Source organism: Vibrio sp. Vb0349, from assembly GCF_033338975.1.
Genome location: NZ_JAWOTS010000042.1, coordinates 1 through 18029, shown reverse-complemented (window position 1 = coordinate 18029; position 18029 = coordinate 1). Strand labels below are relative to the sequence as shown.

Genomic DNA, 18029 nt, shown 5'->3' with positions numbered 1-18029 from the left:
TGGTGATTTCTCCAATTGATTTTCCGGTGTAGCGGTTTCCGACGTCTCGGAAAACCAAGTAGTTCTCTCAAAGTTACTTTTATTAACGGCGCATGCCCTGTTTTCTTTAGAGAAAATTTTAGATTTTTTTGAAAATAATTCGTTTGGAGGGGTAATCGTGACAAAGCGGATAAAAAAGCAAAAAAACTTTCATTTTTCGCTAAAGCTTCTTTTCGAATTGTCGATACAGGCAGGTTTTGCGTTAAATTCGGGCAAGGCCGTTCATCAGCCAAGCAAGGTCAATGCTAGGTTTGGCGCTTGTTTTGCTTGCGCCAGAATAGAAGTACTGACCTGTTGTAAAATCTGCTGCTTCACCATTTGCGTAGTTTCTTTGGCATAGTCAGTGTCTTGGATACGACTGTTGGAAGCGGCTAAGTTTTCGTGGATATTATCGAGATTATTGATCGCGTGATTAAAGCGGTTTTGATACGCGCCTAACTCCGCACGACTGCCATCTACCGTTTTCAAAGCATCATCTAAAATACCGACCGCCATCTGAGCGCCACCGACCGTGCTAATATCAATACTATCTACCGTTCTATTTACGGTGACATACTTGCCAAGTTCTAACTCATCAGCCAGGCCACCACTGAAGGTTGGTCCAGGGTATTTTATGGCGTCCTTGTGGGACATGAGTAACTGCAGTTGCCCCTCTTCATTAACAGACGCTTTCACTTTATCGGTTTGCCCATTAATGTAAGTCGCGAGTTCTTCTATATCATCGCCAGCTTTAGCTTCAATACGGATCTCCTGCTCTTCAAAATTGTTATCACGGTAGCTGATAACAATTTCATTATTTCCGTTTTGAACCGTCCAATCTGAACTGACTCTTTGATATGAGCTCATTGAAAAGCTACCTAAAGATTCCGGCTGCATGGTCCGCAGGCCAATTTGTACCGCTTCACCAGCCGTTGCACCGATTTGAAAAGACGATGTACCGAATGTGCCATTCAGCAATTTACGTCCGCCAAAGGAGGTCGTTTCTGCAATACGACTTAACTCATCATTTAAAGCAGAGACTTCTTCTTGCAGTGCATTGCGCTCCGCTTTGCTGTTTGAACCATTGGCTGACTGTAGCGACAAATCACGCATACGTTGCATGATATTGGTCACCTCATTCATCGCGCCTTCGGCGGTTTGCATGATGGAAATGCCGTCATTCGCGTTACGTACCGCGACATCCAAACCACGCATTTGTGATTGCAAGCGGTTGGAGATTTGCAGACCCGCAGCGTCATCCTTTGCGCTATTAATACGCTTCCCTGAAGACAAACGCTCCATGGATTGGTTCAGCATATCCGTTGCACTGGTCAAATGACGCTGTGCGACAAGTGCTGCTACATTGGTATTAACGGTGATCGCCACGAATAAAGAGTCCTAAAATTAAGGCTTTGAGTACTTATCGACCAAGTAACAGAAAAGTTTAGTGTTTTTTGAAAAGAGATTGGAATAGAAATAGAAAACAAAAGCCCTCCAATTGGAGGGCTTAAGAAATAAAGTCTGAGAACTTACTTGATGGCTAGCTCTGCGAGCATTTCTTGTGAAGGAGCGAAGAAGTACGCACCAGTTACCGCTTTTGTGAAACGAAGCATTTGGTCTGTTTTACCATCGGTCACGCCGTACATACTTTCTAGCATCACTTTAATGTTATGAAGTGTATTGCAGTAAGAAATAAACAGCAGGCCATGAGGCCCTGTTACCGTCCCGTATGGCAAGCTATGACGGACAATCTTGAGACCTTTTCCTTCTTCTTTAATATCAACGCGACCAACGTGTGATGCAGCAGGAACGTCTTCTAGCTCTATAGAGTCTGGTTTGGTACGACCAATCACTTTTTCTTGCGCTTTGACATTCAAGCGATTCCAAGCGGCAAGGTTATGTTCGAAGCGTTGAGCCATGACATAACTACCTCCAGCAAATGGGCCCTCTTTTACTAGAGCCACATCAGCGCGAGCCTCCCCTTTCGGGTTTTCTGTCCCATCAATAAAGTCTGTCATATCACGAGCATCAAGGTAACGGTACCCATATGTTTCGTCCACAATGGTGACATCTTGTGCCGTCTCTTCTAGGAACTTACGCAACACGTAAAAATGCAAGTCGTGACGAGTCGAGTGACAGTGAATCAGTACATCTACGTCTGTTGCTGGAGCAACGATGTCACCTTCGCCAAGTTGAGTAAAATCAATAAGCTCTTCTGGCGCGTCTACATTAAGGTGTTCCCAAAACGATTTTGTGAATGCGATAGAAAGCGTCAGCGCTGCACCCGGCTGGGTAATGTTTAACTCTTCCACCAACTTTGGCAGTGCTTTCAGTTTTTCTAATACGTTTTCACGGTTTTGGTTCACTTTGAGTTGAGTGTACAGTGCAAATGGCCCGGCTTCTGGCACGATCGCCGTTTGAGCTTGTGACATTGAGGTTTCCTCTATTACTTTGCCCCAGAGTGGGAAGTTATTGTTTTTAATTCTTTGAATGCTGCTGTTCATCGTGCGCCAATTGTGGCACATGAAAACAGTCTTTTACCCATCTTCCATTTAGAAGATAGATCATAAACCAAGCTAATAAGGTAATGGTAAGGGCGTTTGCCCAATTAAACACTCCATGTTCTAGGTACACATGATACATGGTCTGAGCAAGTTGAATACCGCACAAGATCAAAGTGATCTCGCGACCATAGCGAGTAATTCTGTTTACCCATCCTCTGTCAGGATGACGAAGCCCCATTAACCACATAAGAAGCAAACTTGGAATGCCCATCGCCAAACCTAAATACAACGTACTTGAATCTGGGTAAACAATAGCGAGTAGCTTACTGCCACTATCACGACTTACACCAGCCATGGCAAACACCACCCATGAACGCACAAGAAACATCCATCCCACCCATAAAATGATCGGCGCCTTTAAAAATCCATGGGCGTCATATTGGTCAAACGAATAGCGCACAACATCTTCTTCTTTATGTGATAAAAACGTCACTTTAACCTATCGTTTCAGAGTTGCAAGCCAACAAAGATGAGAACTGAAGTTCATTTCAGCACCTTACACAGGTAAACTAAACAAAGATTTACAGCGACGTTGATGAGAAACATGAAAAAAAGAACTCCTGCCACCCCTGTGCCTTCTCAAGAAACACAAGCCGAAGCGATGAGAATTGCTAAATCCACGCAAAAGCCCGGCCAAACCAAAGAGCAAACCAAGCTCATCGCTCAAGGTATCGAAAAAGGCATCGCGCAATATAAGAAACAACAAAAAGAGCGCAACCGCCAAGCCGATAAAGCGAAGAAAAAACAGCAACGTGAAAAACAACGTCAGCATGAAGAGATTATCGAACAAGACAATATCACCGACGATGCGCCAAACCATTCATCAAGCAAACTGCCTTGGACACTACTTGTCCTGAGCTGGATTGGCTTTGCTGCTTACATAGTATTGGGGAAATAGCTAATGAAACGCCTGTTACTTGGACTTTTTGTCGTGCTTCTAACGGGTTGCACGATGCCTTCTCACCTTACTCATGCTCAAAGTCAAGATGTTCATATTCGCATTGACGCGCAATTCGACCCTGAGCGATGCGAATACAAAGGCGAAGTCACCGGAAGTGAAGGCCATTGGTATAACTACATTTTCATGACTAATGACGCGATGATGCAAGGCGCGATGAACGATTTAAAAAACAATGCAGCGGCTATCGATGCGGACACCGTTTTTATGGTTTCCCCACAAGATTTTATCACTTCATTTAGCGTGCTGGGTTCCGCCTACCGCTGCAATGGATGAGGCCTGAATATGAAAAAAGCCAGCAATTGCTGGCTTATGCACGAAATCCAAGGCTGCTAGCGATATCTCTCTCCCGCTCTAGAACCCATTGGCTATCAAAAGGCCCCCAATCTGAAAGTTGATAATAGCCGTCATTATGACGTCGGCCATCTTGAACGAATATGAGTTCAATGCCGATCCCAGGTAACGCCTTGAGTACATCTTGAATAGTACGACGAGGCCACCCCGTTTTTTCGATCAACTTTGGCACATTCGGCCTTTCTAGGTTTTCCACCAACAAGGCCAAATATAGCCGCCTTGCAAAAACAGGACTCAATTCCATTGACACCTCCTAAAATTGTGCTGATTCATTATTTCGTTTTTGCTCAGCGAGGTGTTGCGTTTGATCAATAACTCGACTTTTCCATTTGATTTAGACGAATTTTTATTCGATTTATAGCGCATTCATCGTAAATAAGTTATGTGACATTAGTTATCTCAATCTATCTGAAAATATTTTCCACCGCATTTTGTCAGTTTGATTGCTTCTTGATAGGATGCTTTAACAGCCCAAATCACTTAAGTGCGTCTTAACCGCGCCAGTGAAAAATAGAACAAAGAAAAAGGAAACACTATGTCGATTACCATGTTTGGTATTCCCAACTGCGATACGATCAAAAAAGCCAAGAAATGGTTAGAAGCCGAGGATATTGCTTACGACTTCCATGACTACCGTAAGCAAGGCATTGATGCAGAAATGGTAAGTGAATTTTGTCGCGCTTTAGGTTGGGAACAGGTGCTCAATAAACGTGGCACAACCTACCGCCAATTAGCGCAAGAGCAGAAAGACACACTTAACGAGGAAAACGCCATCGCTCTTTTGGTAGAAAACCCTGCGATGATTAAACGCCCAATTTTAAAAGTGAATGATCAACTTCATATCGGTTTTAAAGCTGATCAATACGCTAGCATTTTCAACTCTTAAATAAAGGAATACTCAAGGATGACAGACAGTCCAGTATTGGCACTTGCTAAAGATCTGATCAGTAGACAGTCCGTAACGCCGGAAGACGCAGGTTGTCAGGATTTGATGATCGAGCGCTTAAAAGCACTCGGGTTTGAAATTGAAGTGATGGTATTTGAAGACACCACGAACTTCTGGGCTCGACGTGGTTCAGAAGCGCCGCTATTTGCGTTTGCTGGCCACACCGATGTGGTACCAGCTGGCAAATTGGAACACTGGAATACACATCCGTTTGAACCGACCATTATTGATGGTTACTTGTATGGCCGCGGCGCAGCTGACATGAAAGGGTCGCTAGCTGCTATGGTCGTTGCTGTCGAACGCTTCATTGAAGAAAACCCAGACCACAAAGGCTCAATTGGCTTTTTGATTACGTCAGATGAAGAAGGGCCATTTATCAATGGTACCGTTCGCGTTGTAGAAACGTTGATGGAACGTGGTGAGAACATCGATATGTGTATTGTTGGTGAACCATCCAGCACCGACGTGGTTGGCGATGTAGTGAAAAATGGACGCCGTGGATCCATCACTGGTGATTTAACGGTAAAAGGAACACAAGGTCACGTGGCCTACCCTCACCTAGCCAGCAATCCAGTGCACGAGTCTCTACTCGCGATTCATGAACTCGCGACGACAGAATGGGACAAAGGGAATGATTACTTCCCACCGACTAGTTTCCAGATCCCGAATGTATCGGCTGGCACTGGTGCGTCTAACGTCATTCCTGGCGAGTTCCATGTTCAGTTCAACCTACGTTTTAGCACCGAGCTTAACAATGACGCAATTGTTCAGCGTGTAACCGAAACATTGGACAAGCATGAGCTGGACTACGACCTAAAATGGACATTCAACGGTGACCCATTCCTGACCGATACGGGCGCACTGCTAGACGCGGTTGTAGCTGCTGTGGCCGAAGTCAATGATACGAAGCCAGCGCTACTTACAACTGGCGGTACGTCTGATGGTCGTTTTATTGCTCGAATGGGAGGTCAAGTCGTAGAGTTAGGCCCTGTTAACGCTACGATTCATAAAGTGAACGAGTGTGTGAAAGTCGACGATCTTGAAAAGTTGACGGACATGTACGAAAACACGTTGAAACACCTATTGGCGAAGTAATCAGCGAGAACACAATGACATCAGAGCAACTCACCGGAATCACTGATTCCCATCTTCAATCCACACTAGTGGGGCAAAAGGCATTTATGCTTCACCCTAAAGTAATCAATGACTTATTGAAGATGATTAATGCCGCAACCGAAGCAGGTTTCAAAATGGAAATCGCCAGTGGTTTTCGTGACTTTAATCGCCAAAAATCCATCTGGAACGGGAAGTTTTCTGGTGAGTTGCCAATTCTCGACATCAACTCCCGCCCTTTGAATAAAGCAGAGTTAAATGACGAAGAGAAATTGATGGCCATTTTGCGCTGGTCGGCATTGCCCGGAGGAAGTCGTCATCATTGGGGTTGTGATTTTGATGTCTATGCGCGCAATTTATTGCCTGCTGACACAACACTCAAGTTGGAACCTTGGGAGTATCTTGAAGGCCACCAGCAGGCGTTCTACCAATGGTTAAAAGCCAACCTTGGTCGGTTCGGTTTCTTCTTCCCTTATCAGCATGATTTAGGTGGCGTTTCGATTGAGCCTTGGCACATTAGTCACCGCGCTGTCGGGCAGCAATGCCTCGAGCAGTTGACGCTTGATGTACTCAGAAGTCAGTTGATTAAACAAAATCAGACCGACAACATTGCAGGGATTGACGTCATACTGAATAATTTGGATAACGTCGTTGCCAAATTTATTCACAATATCACGCCGCCGGAGGCTCTATGATAGAAATACTAACCAATCCTTGGGTCATTATTATTGTAGTGTTGAGCGTGGTCATTGGTAATATTGCCGCACTCAAATATACCGCAAAAATGAAGTTTGGTCAGATGGATAAAAGCCGTAAGAACGATTTAGATAAGCTGAACACATTGGATAAACAGCGCTACGCTGAAGAAGATAAAAACAAAAACGAGCCTCGTTAGTAACTCACCAGCTTCATCTCGACACATTTAATCTAAACATCAAAAAAGGGACCACTAGGTCCCTTTTCTATCATTAAGTAAACATGCCGCGTTAAGCTCGCTTTGTTTACTGCTTCACTGTTGCTGCCAATACAGGCGCTAGTGATTTCAAAAACTCTTCTTCTACTGGCTTGCCAGAGGAGTCGGTGATATTGATAGACGTACGGTTGCCTAAATCACCAAGTAAGAATGTGTACTTACCAGCGGCTAACTCCACTGGTTTAACGCCGATATCGTTCCAGAATTCATCATCCGGAGATGCATATTTCGCAGTGATTGTGCCCTGAGACTGACTACGCTCTTCAATCTTAAAGCCCATCTTAGGTAGAATATTAGGCAGACGTTGCCAAAGCATGTTGTATTGCGCACGCGCGATAATCACAGGAAGTCCGCTGCGGTCTTTACCCATTGTGATTGGGATCTGTTTAACCAACTCTTGCGCTTTACGCTGTGCTTCTTCACGCACTTCTTGATCGTAGCGAGCGGTGACCAAGTTCGTCATGAACACATTGTAGCGCTCACGGTTGGTCGCCGTAACTTCTTTCACTTGATTGCCTTCACGCCAGTCAATAAGGCTCACCTTAAAGCCGTGTCGACCATTTGCTTCAGCGCGTACGATTTCATATCGGCTGCCAATTTCTAGCTCTTCATCTGGCGAATCCCAAGTCACCCATCCTGTCTCGATGCGAGAGTCTGTTTGGCTTTCAACTGGAATCTCGTTAGCCGCGACCATGTTTTGCACCGTTTGCCAAACTTTATCTAGTTCATCTTTACGAAGTAGCCAAAGTGTCACTTCACCATCACTACTGCGGTCTAGACGTGCACCGGGAATAAGCTCTAGGACTTGTTGAGGTGGACGAATGTCGACATCTTTACCTACACCACCAGCGTAGTTACCCTGAGGGATCTCGTAGTTAGGGTAAAACTGAGGCTGTGCACCCTGTGGGACATTCCACTCACCCAAATTGGGGGAGTTCAAATACTCGAAGTCATCTTTTGCTTGACGACGTTGATTGGCACCACCTGAACAGGCAGTCAATACGAATACAGCTAATGAACTTAACACTAACTGGCTTGAAAGCTTCATCTATACTCCTAAAACACCGAGGGCGCTTTGGCCCCCAGTATGAACTTCAATCCTAGTAACTCAATCTTAATAGCTCAATCTTAATAAATATGGGCGTCTGTTAGCGCCTGCTCGACGATCGGCTGCGATTTTTCAGAAAGCGTAGTTAAAGGAAGACGCAAACCACCTTCTTCAATCAAACCAAGCTTTTGCGCTGCCCATTTTACTGGGATAGGGCTTGCTTCGATGAAAAGGTTTTTGTGTAGAGTCATCAAGCGTTGGTTAATCGCTTCTGCTTCTTCGTACTTACCTTCACTTGCCAAATGGAACATGTCTGCCATGTCTTTAGCTGCAATATTGTTCGTTACCGAGATAACACCATTGCCGCCAAGTTTCACAAAATCCAGCCCTGTCGCATCATCGCCACTTAGTAAGATAAAATCTTCGCCACAAAGTTCACGATGAATTGCAATTCGTTCCAAATCGCCCGTTGCATCTTTTAGAGCTACGATATTATCAAGCTTTGACAAGCGTGCCACTGTTTCTGGCTGCATATCAACAGCAGTACGGCCTGGTACGTTGTACAAAATTAGAGGCACATCACTCGCTTCGGCAATTGCTTTGTAATGTAGAAACAAACCCTCTTGAGTTGGTTTGTTGTAATACGGTGTCACACTCAGGAAGCCAGCAATACCAGAATCAGCCAGTAATTTGCTAAATGTTACTGCCTCATGGGTTGCATTTGCACCCGTGCCAGCAATCACAGGGATGCGACCGTCGGCAAACTCAACAGTTTTATTAACGACCTTTACATGCTCTTCAATGGTCAGTGTCGCTGACTCACCTGTTGTGCCTACTGCCACAATACCGTCTGTACCCGCTTCAACGTGGTACTCTACTAGCTTTTGCAGACCATCAAAGTCTACTTCGCCATCTGCTTTGAATGGCGTAATCAGCGCTACGATACTTCCTGAAAACATGTTTATCTCCCTCATTTAACTCTTTCTGCATGGTACTGTAATGCGATTGAAAAACACAAGAGCGTAAACTCGCTTACAAAGTACAAATGAATGAATAATTACCAGTTGTTAGAGGTCTAGCAACTTAATTGCTCTATTTGGTTTGATTAACGGCAATATTGATAATCGTGTTGGGCTTTCGAGTGACTTTAGAATCTATCAGTGATTTGGAAAATACTGAAGAGCACAAGCAAGGAAAATATACTCTTTGGTCTTGTTAGCCAAGTCAGATCTAAGTGAATAAAACGGCCAGACAATAGGCAAGCACATCATGCAAACGTTTTGTTTATCCTGTAGCCTGCATTTACTGTTTATTTCCCACCGCTCCCCTCAACATCCTCCTGCTTTTTATAGACTAAAAAAGAACTGGCTCGATATTTCTTCGCAATATCTGTGCTAACATCTCTCTATTGAAGAAAGGACAAGAAGCTCATTTATGAAGCAACATCTGGTACTTACAGCAGTTGGAACGGACCGTCCAGGCATTTGTAACCAAGTCGTACAGCTCGTTACTCAAGCTGGTTGTAACATAGTCGATAGCCGTATCGCTATCTTTGGCAGCGAATTTACGCTGATCATGCTCCTGACTGGGAACGCCAGCAGCGTGACTCGAGTTGAAACGCAATTGCCCCTGCTTGGCCAAGAACATGACCTTATTACGATCATGAAACGCACAGCGGCGCACGAACTGCTCGATAACAGCTACACCATGGAAGTGTTTATTGAGTCTGAAGACCGCCCTGGGTTAACTGAAAAATTTACTAAGTTCTTCGCTGATCAGCAGATTGGTTTAGACTCTCTTAGCGCGCAAACCATCAGCAAGTCGAAAATTCAACTCGATTCTGACCAGTTTCATATTGCGATTACTGCATCTGTAAGCGCGGATTTTAATTTGATGCAGTTACAAGAAGACTTCGATGAACTTTGTAAGTCGCTCAACGTACAAGGTTCTCTGAATTTCATTAAAAACACACTATAAAGTAAAGGAAATCAAAATGAATACGCTGACAGCAGGCTCGCCAGCGCCAGCCTTCTCTTTGCTCGACCAAGACGGAAATACCGTTTCTCTTGAAGACTTTAAAGGCAAGAAAGTACTTTTCTACTTTTACCCTAAGGCGATGACGCCGGGTTGTACTACACAAGCAAAAGGCCTTCGTGACATCAAAGCTGAACTCGATGCACATAACGTGGTGGTACTCGGCGTAAGCATCGACCCTGTAAAGCGTCTAGGCAAGTTCATCGAGCGCGATGATTTAAACTTCACTCTGCTTTCTGATGAAGACCATGCCGTTGCTGACCAGTTCGGCGTTTGGGGCGAAAAGAAATTCATGGGCAAAGTATACGACGGTCTTCACCGCATTAGCTTTCTGATCAATGAAGAAGGCGTGATCGAACATGTGTTCAACAAGTTCAAAACCAAAGATCACCACGAAGTCGTATTAAACTACTTAAACGAAAACGCTTAAACGCTATTGTTTTTCTACAAACAAAAAGCCCAGCAAACTGCTGGGCTTTCTTTTAACCATCGTACCTTTGGTAACAACTACTCTTGTTCGACAGGTTCGTTTTCTTCCGTGCTTGGTAATGCATGCCATACGGCTTTGACTAATGTCGCTAAAGGAATGGCGAAGAACACCCCCCAAAAACCCCATAGCCCACCAAAGACTAATACAGCCACAATGATAGCAACTGGGTGTAAGTTTACTGCCTCGGAAAACAGAACAGGAACCAACACATTACCATCCAGCGCCTGGATAATACCGTAAGCAAGCAACAACCAATAAAACGGAGGCGTTAAACCCCATTGGAACAAACCAACGATAGCAACAGGTACAGTAACAGCCGCCGCACCGATATAAGGAATCAAAACCGACAGACCAACGGCTACGGCAAGCAACGCCGAGTAACGAAGATCTAAAAGGGCAAAAGTCACGTAACTCACACCGCCCACGATTAAAATCTCTAACACTTTACCGCGAATGTAATTTGATATCTGCTCGTTCATTTCATGCCAAACTTTATTCGCCAATTTACGGTTTTTCGGCAGAATACCGCTTGCGATTCGCAGCATTTCTTCTTTGTCTTTAAGCAAAAAGAAGATAAGGAGTGGCACTAAGATCAAATATACCGCTAGCGTTGCAATGCTAACTAATGAAGCAAGCGACCCTTTGACGACACTTTCACCCAGCCCCAGTGCTTGGTTTTTGGCGTTCGTCACCACGGTTTCTACTATTTCTAAATTGGCTAGTTCAGGATGGCGCTCTGGCAATGTGACAATAAACTTTTGTAGCCCGTTGTACATGTTCGGAATATCGTTAATTAGATTACCGACCTGAGTCCAAATCGTCGGAACCAAGCCAAACAACGCAATTAACATTAACCCGACAAAGACCAAGATCACGATAATAACCGACAAAGTGCGCGGCACGCCCATACGACACATTTTGACAACTGGCCATTCAAGTAGATAAGCCAAAACGATCGCGACAAGTAATGGCGCAATCAAGTGTCCAAAGAAGTAAATGGTGATAAAGCCAAACAGCAAGATCGCGACGAGACTTACTGCGTGAGGGTCAGAGAAACGTCGTTTATACCAACGACTAACCATTTCAAACATCTTATGAGGATTCCTTATTGAAGACAGTCAATGTGTAGTGCTCTGATGTAGATTGGCAATCAACCGAGTACCCTTGGGCACTAAGATAGTTCACAATGTCTCGTTTAGAGCTGTTGTCCACCACTTGAATGACAAGTTGATGATACTGCTTTGCTTCTCCTTGAAAGACCTCAGCAGCATGACGCTTTGCAAGTAACAGTGCCATAGGACAACGTTGCTCACGCAAATCAAGTAACATGGATTCCATTGTATTGCTCTGCACTTATGATAGGGTTGTATTGTAACGGCTTTTTGAGCTGGTGCTAGCACTTCTGACATGATTTAACCACATGCTGAAATAGCTCGGATGTAAAATAATTTACGAAACCAATTCATTTATTTCCGGTCTTACTGTTAGCTTATATCCTCACGGATAACCAAAACGTATGTGGCGCTGTTAATAGGCTCTCGACCTGTAACCACATGCTTATGTATTTTGGAGAACCTTTTAAACGTATGTTAAAACGCACTCGCTCGCTAGTTTGCTTATGTCTTGCTGCTGCCATCAGTTCGCCGACAACTTATGCCAATAGCATTGACTTGCCAGACATTGGCACAGCTGCTGGTGGCACGCTTTCAATAGACCAAGAGTTGATTTATGGCGACGCCTATATGCGTATGCTCAGAGCCAGTAAACCTATCGTTAATGACCCTGTCATCAATGAATATATTGACTCTCTTGGGCACAAATTAGTGGCCAATGCGAATGATGTAAAAACGCCGTTCCACTTCTTTATGATTCGCGACCGTAATATCAACGCGTTCGCATTTTTTGGTGGCTATGTAGCGCTGCATTCTGGGTTGTTTCTTCATGCTCGTTCAGAAAGTGAGCTGGCCTCTGTTGTCGCTCACGAGATAGCGCACGTCACACAACGTCATCTTGCTCGGAGTATGGAAGAACAAGCACGCCGCTCTCCGGCCACATTAGCCGCACTTGCGGGGGCACTACTGCTTTCAATTGCCTCCCCCGAAGCGGGGATGGCTGCAATTACAGCAGCAACCGCGGGCAACATGCAAAGTCAAATCAACTACACTCGTGCAAACGAAAAAGAAGCGGATCGCTTTGGTATTTCGACACTAGCAAAAGCCGGTTTTGATGTTCAAGCAATGCCAAGGTTTTTTGGCCGTCTTGCTGATGAGTATCGTTATGCGAGTAAACCGCCACCAATGCTCCTGACTCACCCTCTGCCTGAAGATCGAATTACCGATAGCCGTGCGCGAGCAAGAACCTATCCTCCAATGCGTGTTGTGCCTTCAATAGACTATCATCTAGCTCGCGCGCGCATTGTGGCTCGTTACGCTGGCATTGATGGACAAGCCGCCCTGAGCTGGTTTGAGAGAACCCAAAAGAAAGCCTCTGCGGACATTACACCTGCTTTTGATTATGGTCGAGCACTCGTGCATTTAGACAATAAACGCTTATCTCAAGCGGAACCAATTTTGAAAAAGTTACTGGAACAAGACCCAAGTAACCCGTTTTACTTGGACGCTATGACGGATTTATACATCGAGAAGAAGCAGCCAGAAAAAGCAACCGAGATGCTCCGCAAAGCGTTATCTCGTAACCCTCAAAATAAAGTATTGACCATTAACTACGCCAATGCGCTACTTGAGGACAATAAAAACGATCAAGCCACGCGAGTTCTTCAAAGATACACTCATGACTATCCTGAAGATACAAATGGCTGGCACCTAATATCGAAGAGCTACCACGCGCTGGGGCGTAGCGATGAAGAGTTGGCTGCTCGAGCAGAAATTTTGGCATTGCGAGCAAATTGGAATAAAGCGATTCAATATTATAGTGAAGCAAGTAAAATGGCCAAGTTGGGCAGCTTAGAGCAAGCACGATACGATGCCCGTATCGACCAACTCATGATCCAAAGAGATCGATTCATGGCATTACAATAACGAAATGGAGAAAACCATGTCAGTCGTGATTTATCACAACCCTCGTTGCTCAAAGAGCCGTCAAACACTTGAACTGCTTGAGCAAAATGGTGTTACACCGGAAGTCGTCAAATACCTAGACACACCACTTAACGTGGATGAACTAAAAGCGCTGTACGCCCAGCTTGGCTTTTCATCTGTACGTGAAATGATGCGCACTAAAGAAAGTGAATATAAAGAGCTTGGCTTAGGCGAAGACTCCGTCAGCGATGAGCAATTATTCGAAGCAATGGCGAAGAATCCAAAGTTGTTTGAGCGTCCGGTTGTCGTTGCTAACGGCAAAGCAAAAATTGGTCGCCCACCAGAGCAAGTGTTGGATATTTTATAAATGGATTGCCAGATCCTTATTTTGTATTTCAGCCGTCATGGCTCGACAAAACAACTGGCAAGACAAATAGCAAGAGGAGTCGAATCGACTCCTCAATGCCAAGCAATTTTGCGTACAGTTGAAGAATTGTCACCTCACTCACACTCCCCTTCTGATCCAATTGTTACTCTAGAGGAACTAAAAACGTGCGACGGTCTAGCGTTTGGCAGTCCCGTCTGGTTTGGCAACATGGCTGCGCCTTTAAAGCACTTCTGGGATCAGACTACATCTTTATGGGTCAGTGGTGACTTAATCGATAAGCCTGCTTGTGTCTTTACCTCTTCGTCCTCGATGCATGGTGGTCAAGAAACAACGTTACAAAGCATGATGACCCCTTTATTGCATCACGGGATGATGGTTTTGGGCATTCCTTATTCCGAGCCAGAGTTACACACTACGCAGTCCGGAGGCACTCCGTATGGCGCCAGCAGTGTAGGCCATGAGGCAACCCTAAGCAGTGAAGAGATTCGCCTGGCACAACAATTAGGCAAAAGGCTGGCAACTGCAGCGTTAAAACTAAAAGTCTGTTAGTAAAATCAAGGATAGTTAATCGATGTCTGACTCTTTAGACCAAACACCACTCGGTACACAGGCTAAAACCTATCGTTACCTGGCTTTATTTGGCAACTTAGCCTTATTAGCCTGGGTCGCTATTTGGCAGCTTGCGTTATCCCCTCATCCCCACCTCAGCAGCACAACACTTGCTATTGCTTGGTGTATTCCGCTACTACTTCCGTTGCCTGGTATTTTAGCTGGTAAGCCTTACACTCATGCTTGGGCTAACTTTGTTCTTATGCTGTATTTCTTGCATGCGCTGACCATCCTTTATGTGGATGGGGGTGAACGCTGGCTTGCGGCAGTGGAACTGATACTGACTTCACTCGGTTTCGCTGGCAATATTTTGTTTGCTAGAGCGAGAGGCAAAGAGCTAGGTCTTAAGTTGAAACGCCTCTCTCAAGTAGAAAAAGAAGAAAAAGCGAAATTCAATAAATAACGCCAATTGCAGTCAATCACTGATCATTGGTTCGAATACGAATTTAGAAAACAAAAAGAGTCGCTATTGCGACTCTTTTTTATGCTTACCACATTGGTCTTTGATCCTTGCGTTTCACGCCTGGAACGCTACCAAGGAGATTACGATGCCGAGCGCCACTCGTAGATCAAGTCATACTGTTCTCGGACAGGCTCCACAATCATCGGCTGAGTTGGCTGTGTTTCGTCACTTGCTTCTGCCACAATATCTACTGGTACTTCAGGCTGCGCTTCTTTTGGCGTCGCGGCGTCTTTTGCTTCATTACTCTGAACCAATGGCTCTTCTTCTTGAGTTGAAGCTGGGGCATCAACTTCACCTAAAGGATCTTCAAAAACCATTAATTGAGAAATAGAAGAAGCTTCTTTCTCAAAAGCTTGTTGTGATGCCAAAAGGTGGATGTTGAGCGTTAACTCGTCCCCTTGAACACGCTTAATCTCTGTACCCGCAACCGAATTAAGTTGTTTTAACGCATTCTCTAAACGGAAGAAGTCCGTGGCAGAGGTTACATTAAGGACTTTCACTGCTAGCGCTTTTGAAGACTTTCCTGAAACCACAACTGCACTCTTACTTGCATAGTAGTCTGCGATGCCATCCACCATTTCTGCAATAGCATTAGCACCTGATGCAGACCCGCTACGCGGAGAACGTTGCGCTTCTACAATTCTCGTTGGCGACTGGTCGTAGAGTGTCCAACGAATTTGTTCACCTTGAGCTCGTACAACCAAAACGGCGTCAGCTGGGTAGCGCTGGCTGGCTTGACCAATTGGCTCAATAAAGCCGCCCCAAAGATCAGAGACATTAACACCGGTTACATCATCAAAATCCCCAACCGGGATAGTGATTGGTAGGCCTCTTAATTTCGCTGCGCTACGAAGTGCTGCAACATTTGAAGATTCAGAATGCTCCCACGCAATGTTACGATCGTAACCCTGTTCTTCAACCATCCAAACTAAAATATTGGCACGATTTGGCGACCAAGATGGCAATTGTGCTTGTGTTAAAAGAGAGCTGATTTGGTCGTTGTTAAACAACATTTTTAGGCTCGCTTTTCCATCAACCTGCCCATAGCTCAGTTGAGAAATGTAACGCGCACTTGAGCTAAGTGCCTTTTTAATCACTGGATTGCTTAAAGAGGATTGAGAACCGGTCGCACGAACAATCACATCCTGCATACCTTGTTGACGAGCCAAAGACTCACCGTCGTTCTGCTCACTGTCGATAACCACTTCGGCACGATAGATATCCACCTGAGTTAATGCATATACTGGTAGGGACAACCAACCTATCAGTAAGAGAGCTAAATAGCGCATAGTTTTTATAATCCTCTGAACAAGAACCCGAATAATAAGCAACTATCAAATCTTGAGCAAGGCAAGTACTGAGTAAATTGTCTGTATTATGACCAGCTTTGTTAACTCGGGCCTCAACCAGCGCTTCAGTGCTATTTTTTATAATAAACTCATTGCTTATTAAGCTATCTCAACAAGTTAGGCTGTCCATTTTTCATCTTCACGCAAGACACGTAAAAGAGGACAATTTGCAAGCAAGCAACTCTCAAAAGTGCTATTTATGAGAAAAATTCAATCGAAAGTTTGATCTATGCAACATTGCAAACGATTGCAGGATGATAGTATTCGCCGGATTTGTCTGCGTATCTTGAAAATAGGGAATTATTATGAAAAACGCGTTACAAGGCGCTCAAATGCTCTTTGTCGCTTTTGGTGCTTTGGTGCTTGTGCCGCTCCTAACTGGCCTTGATCCAAACGTAGCCCTCTTTGGTGCCGGTGTCGGTACTCTCCTCTTCCAATTAATGACTAAACGTTCTGTTCCCATCTTCCTTGCCTCTTCTTTTGCGTTTATTGCTCCTATTATGTTCGGTATCCAAACTTGGGGTATCGGTGCAACGATGGGCGGCTTGATGGCAGCGGGCTTAGTTTATGTGGCTCTAGGGGCGATGATCAAAGTGCGTGGTGTTGGATTTATCCATAAAATTCTCCCGCCCGTTGTCGTTGGCCCTGTGATCATGGTTATCGGCCTTGGCCTTGCCCCAACGGCAGTGAACATGGCGGTAGGTAAAACTGGTGATGGAGCTGCACAGCTAGTTAATGGTGATGCTGCGATCATTATCTCGGCGGTCTCACTGCTCACAACCATTGTACTCAGCGTTTTTGCAAAAGGCTTTTTGAAGCTCGTTCCTATTGTTGGTGGTATTCTTGCTGGTTACTCTGTTTCTCTATTCTACGGTGTGGTTGATTTCACTCCCGTAGAACAAGCGGCTTGGCTAGCCATGCCAAACTTCACCGCGCCAGAGTTCAATATCAACGCAATTTTGTTCATGATTCCTGTCGCTATCGCACCTGCGGTTGAGCACGTAGGTGACATGCTTGCTATCTCAAACGTTACAGGTAAAAACTACCTGAAAAAACCAGGCCTTCACCGCACAATCGCAGGTGACGGGGTGGCAACTATCGCAGCTTCGATGGTGGGTGCTCCACCAAACACCACTTACAGTGAAGTAACAGGAGCGGTAATGCTAACCAAAGCATTTAACCCTGTGATCATGACTTGGGCAGCAATCACCGCAATCGTACTTGCATTGGTAGGTAAGCTAGGTGCGGTTCTTCAAACGATTCCAGTTCCTGTTATGGGCGGCATCATGATTCTGCTGTTCGGCTCCATCGCAACGGTAGGCCTCAACACACTGATCAAGAATAACGTTGATTTACATAAGTCTCGTAACCTAGTGATTGTTGCCGTAACCCTTGTGTTTGGCATTGGTGGTATGGCTTTCGGTATTGGTGAGTTCAGTCTACAAGGTGTGAGCCTATGCGGTATCGTGGCAATTATTCTTAACCTTGTGCTACCAAACGATTTAGGTGAAAACCACGTTGTGGATAACGCACAAATGGAAGAAGAAAGCGCGAAATAGTTCGTTTGCGCCGCTTTATTAGGTGGCGTGTCTTACTCTTCTCCTCTTGTATGACCCGTCCTGATATGGGTTGACACTTTTTAACTAAAACGCTCGATGTACTTCATCGGGCGTTTTGTATTTTA

23 protein-coding genes are annotated in these 18029 nt (G+C 44.9%); 13 read left to right on the top strand and 10 right to left on the bottom strand.

What is annotated here, in order from left to right; all coding sequences use genetic code 11:
• From R7Q47_RS21995 to R7Q47_RS21980, 4 genes are all read right to left on the bottom strand, one after another.
• Positions 1–272 (bottom strand): hypothetical protein (locus tag R7Q47_RS21995; protein ID WP_225474167.1); only part of this gene is annotated, 272 nt, incomplete at its 3' end.
• A complete protein-coding gene (locus R7Q47_RS21990) occupies positions 265–1404 on the bottom strand; it encodes a flagellin (protein WP_042521439.1) in 1140 nt (379 codons plus the stop codon). The genes R7Q47_RS21990 and R7Q47_RS21995, both read right to left, overlap by 8 nt.
• Before the next feature lie 143 nt (positions 1405–1547).
• Positions 1548–2450 (bottom strand): Dyp-type peroxidase, encoded by a 903-nt coding sequence (locus R7Q47_RS21985; RefSeq protein ID WP_033907102.1) that lies wholly within the window; start codon positions 2448–2450, stop codon positions 1548–1550.
• Between the two features lie 46 nt (positions 2451–2496).
• Positions 2497–2982 (bottom strand): DUF2919 domain-containing protein, encoded by a 486-nt coding sequence (locus R7Q47_RS21980; RefSeq protein WP_025768263.1) that lies wholly within the window; start codon positions 2980–2982, stop codon positions 2497–2499.
• A 144-nt stretch (positions 2983–3126) separates the two neighbouring features.
• Here R7Q47_RS21980 and R7Q47_RS21975 point away from each other — a divergent pair, with 144 nt between their 5' ends.
• Together R7Q47_RS21975 and R7Q47_RS21970 are read left to right on the top strand one after the other, a co-directional pair.
• Positions 3127–3480 (top strand): DUF2956 domain-containing protein, encoded by a 354-nt coding sequence (locus R7Q47_RS21975; RefSeq protein WP_005380437.1) that lies wholly within the window; start codon positions 3127–3129, stop codon positions 3478–3480.
• 3 nt (positions 3481–3483) lie between these two features.
• Entirely contained in the window at positions 3484–3816 is a 333-nt protein-coding gene (locus R7Q47_RS21970) for a DUF4156 domain-containing protein (RefSeq protein ID WP_005380435.1), read from the top strand.
• A 34-nt stretch (positions 3817–3850) separates the two neighbouring features.
• Here the strand turns inward: R7Q47_RS21970 and R7Q47_RS21965 are convergent, their stop codons facing one another.
• Positions 3851–4138, bottom strand: a complete 288-nt coding sequence (locus R7Q47_RS21965) for a helix-turn-helix domain-containing protein (RefSeq protein ID WP_005380433.1) — start codon at positions 4136–4138, stop codon at positions 3851–3853.
• Positions 4139–4429: 291 nt separating this feature from the next.
• On the opposite strand from R7Q47_RS21965, the gene R7Q47_RS21960 reads away from it, so the two are divergent.
• Genes R7Q47_RS21960 through R7Q47_RS21945 form a run of 4 tightly spaced genes read left to right on the top strand, consistent with a single transcriptional unit; the run spans position 4430 to position 6848 of the window.
• Entirely contained in the window at positions 4430–4780 is a 351-nt protein-coding gene (locus R7Q47_RS21960; RefSeq protein ID WP_005380431.1) for an ArsC family reductase, read from the top strand.
• A gap of 18 nt (positions 4781–4798) precedes the next feature.
• Positions 4799–5935, top strand: coding sequence for a succinyl-diaminopimelate desuccinylase (gene dapE / locus R7Q47_RS21955; RefSeq protein WP_318089378.1), 1137 nt, complete (start codon positions 4799–4801; stop codon positions 5933–5935).
• A 14-nt stretch (positions 5936–5949) separates the two neighbouring features.
• Positions 5950–6648: a M15 family metallopeptidase gene (locus R7Q47_RS21950; protein WP_318089377.1), complete on the top strand. Its 699-nt coding sequence runs from the start codon at positions 5950–5952 to the stop codon at positions 6646–6648.
• On the top strand, positions 6645–6848 hold the full coding sequence (locus tag R7Q47_RS21945) for a DUF2897 family protein (protein WP_005380425.1): 204 nt from the start codon (positions 6645–6647) through the stop codon (positions 6846–6848). Before R7Q47_RS21950 ends, R7Q47_RS21945 begins: the two co-directional genes overlap by 4 nt.
• 106 nt (positions 6849–6954) lie before the next feature.
• Here the strand turns inward: R7Q47_RS21945 and bamC are convergent, their stop codons facing one another.
• Positions 6955–7974, bottom strand: a complete 1020-nt coding sequence (bamC, locus tag R7Q47_RS21940) for an outer membrane protein assembly factor BamC (protein ID WP_005380424.1) — start codon at positions 7972–7974, stop codon at positions 6955–6957.
• Positions 7975–8054: 80 nt separating this feature from the next.
• Positions 8055–8933, bottom strand: coding sequence for a 4-hydroxy-tetrahydrodipicolinate synthase (gene dapA / locus R7Q47_RS21935; RefSeq protein WP_005380422.1), 879 nt, complete (start codon positions 8931–8933; stop codon positions 8055–8057).
• Positions 8934–9408: 475 nt separating this feature from the next.
• Between dapA and R7Q47_RS21930 the strand changes: the two genes are divergently transcribed.
• Both R7Q47_RS21930 and bcp read left to right on the top strand, forming a co-directional pair.
• On the top strand, positions 9409–9951 hold the full coding sequence (locus tag R7Q47_RS21930) for a glycine cleavage system protein R (RefSeq protein WP_005380420.1): 543 nt from the start codon (positions 9409–9411) through the stop codon (positions 9949–9951).
• 16 nt (positions 9952–9967) lie between these two features.
• A complete protein-coding gene (bcp, locus tag R7Q47_RS21925) occupies positions 9968–10438 on the top strand; it encodes a thioredoxin-dependent thiol peroxidase (protein WP_005380418.1) in 471 nt (156 codons plus the stop codon).
• Positions 10439–10515: 77 nt separating this feature from the next.
• Here bcp and R7Q47_RS21920 read toward each other — a convergent pair whose 3' ends face one another.
• Positions 10516–11589 (bottom strand): AI-2E family transporter, encoded by a 1074-nt coding sequence (locus R7Q47_RS21920; RefSeq protein WP_005389843.1) that lies wholly within the window; start codon positions 11587–11589, stop codon positions 10516–10518.
• Position 11590: 1 nt separating this feature from the next.
• Entirely contained in the window at positions 11591–11827 is a 237-nt protein-coding gene (locus tag R7Q47_RS21915) for a sulfurtransferase TusA family protein (RefSeq protein ID WP_165439040.1), read from the bottom strand.
• A 257-nt stretch (positions 11828–12084) separates the two neighbouring features.
• Here R7Q47_RS21915 and R7Q47_RS21910 point away from each other — a divergent pair, with 257 nt between their 5' ends.
• From R7Q47_RS21910 to R7Q47_RS21895, 4 genes are read left to right on the top strand one after another with little or no spacing between them, the layout of a single operon-like run.
• On the top strand, positions 12085–13536 hold the full coding sequence (locus R7Q47_RS21910) for a tetratricopeptide repeat protein (RefSeq protein WP_005394337.1): 1452 nt from the start codon (positions 12085–12087) through the stop codon (positions 13534–13536).
• Between the two features lie 16 nt (positions 13537–13552).
• Complete coding sequence (gene arsC, locus R7Q47_RS21905; protein ID WP_005380410.1) at positions 13553–13903, top strand: arsenate reductase (glutaredoxin); 351 nt, start codon at positions 13553–13555, stop codon at positions 13901–13903.
• Positions 13904–14473, top strand: coding sequence for an NAD(P)H:quinone oxidoreductase (gene wrbA, locus R7Q47_RS21900; protein WP_005380409.1), 570 nt, complete (start codon positions 13904–13906; stop codon positions 14471–14473).
• Positions 14474–14495: 22 nt separating this feature from the next.
• On the top strand, positions 14496–14936 hold the full coding sequence (locus R7Q47_RS21895; RefSeq protein ID WP_005380407.1) for a DUF2069 domain-containing protein: 441 nt from the start codon (positions 14496–14498) through the stop codon (positions 14934–14936).
• Positions 14937–15076: 140 nt separating this feature from the next.
• Here the strand turns inward: R7Q47_RS21895 and R7Q47_RS21890 are convergent, their stop codons facing one another.
• Entirely contained in the window at positions 15077–16285 is a 1209-nt protein-coding gene (locus tag R7Q47_RS21890; protein WP_151515044.1) for a DUF2066 domain-containing protein, read from the bottom strand.
• 365 nt (positions 16286–16650) lie between these two features.
• Between R7Q47_RS21890 and R7Q47_RS21885 the strand changes: the two genes are divergently transcribed.
• Positions 16651–17904, top strand: coding sequence for a uracil-xanthine permease family protein (locus R7Q47_RS21885; RefSeq protein WP_005389855.1), 1254 nt, complete (start codon positions 16651–16653; stop codon positions 17902–17904).
• Positions 17905–18029 lie beyond the last annotated feature (125 nt).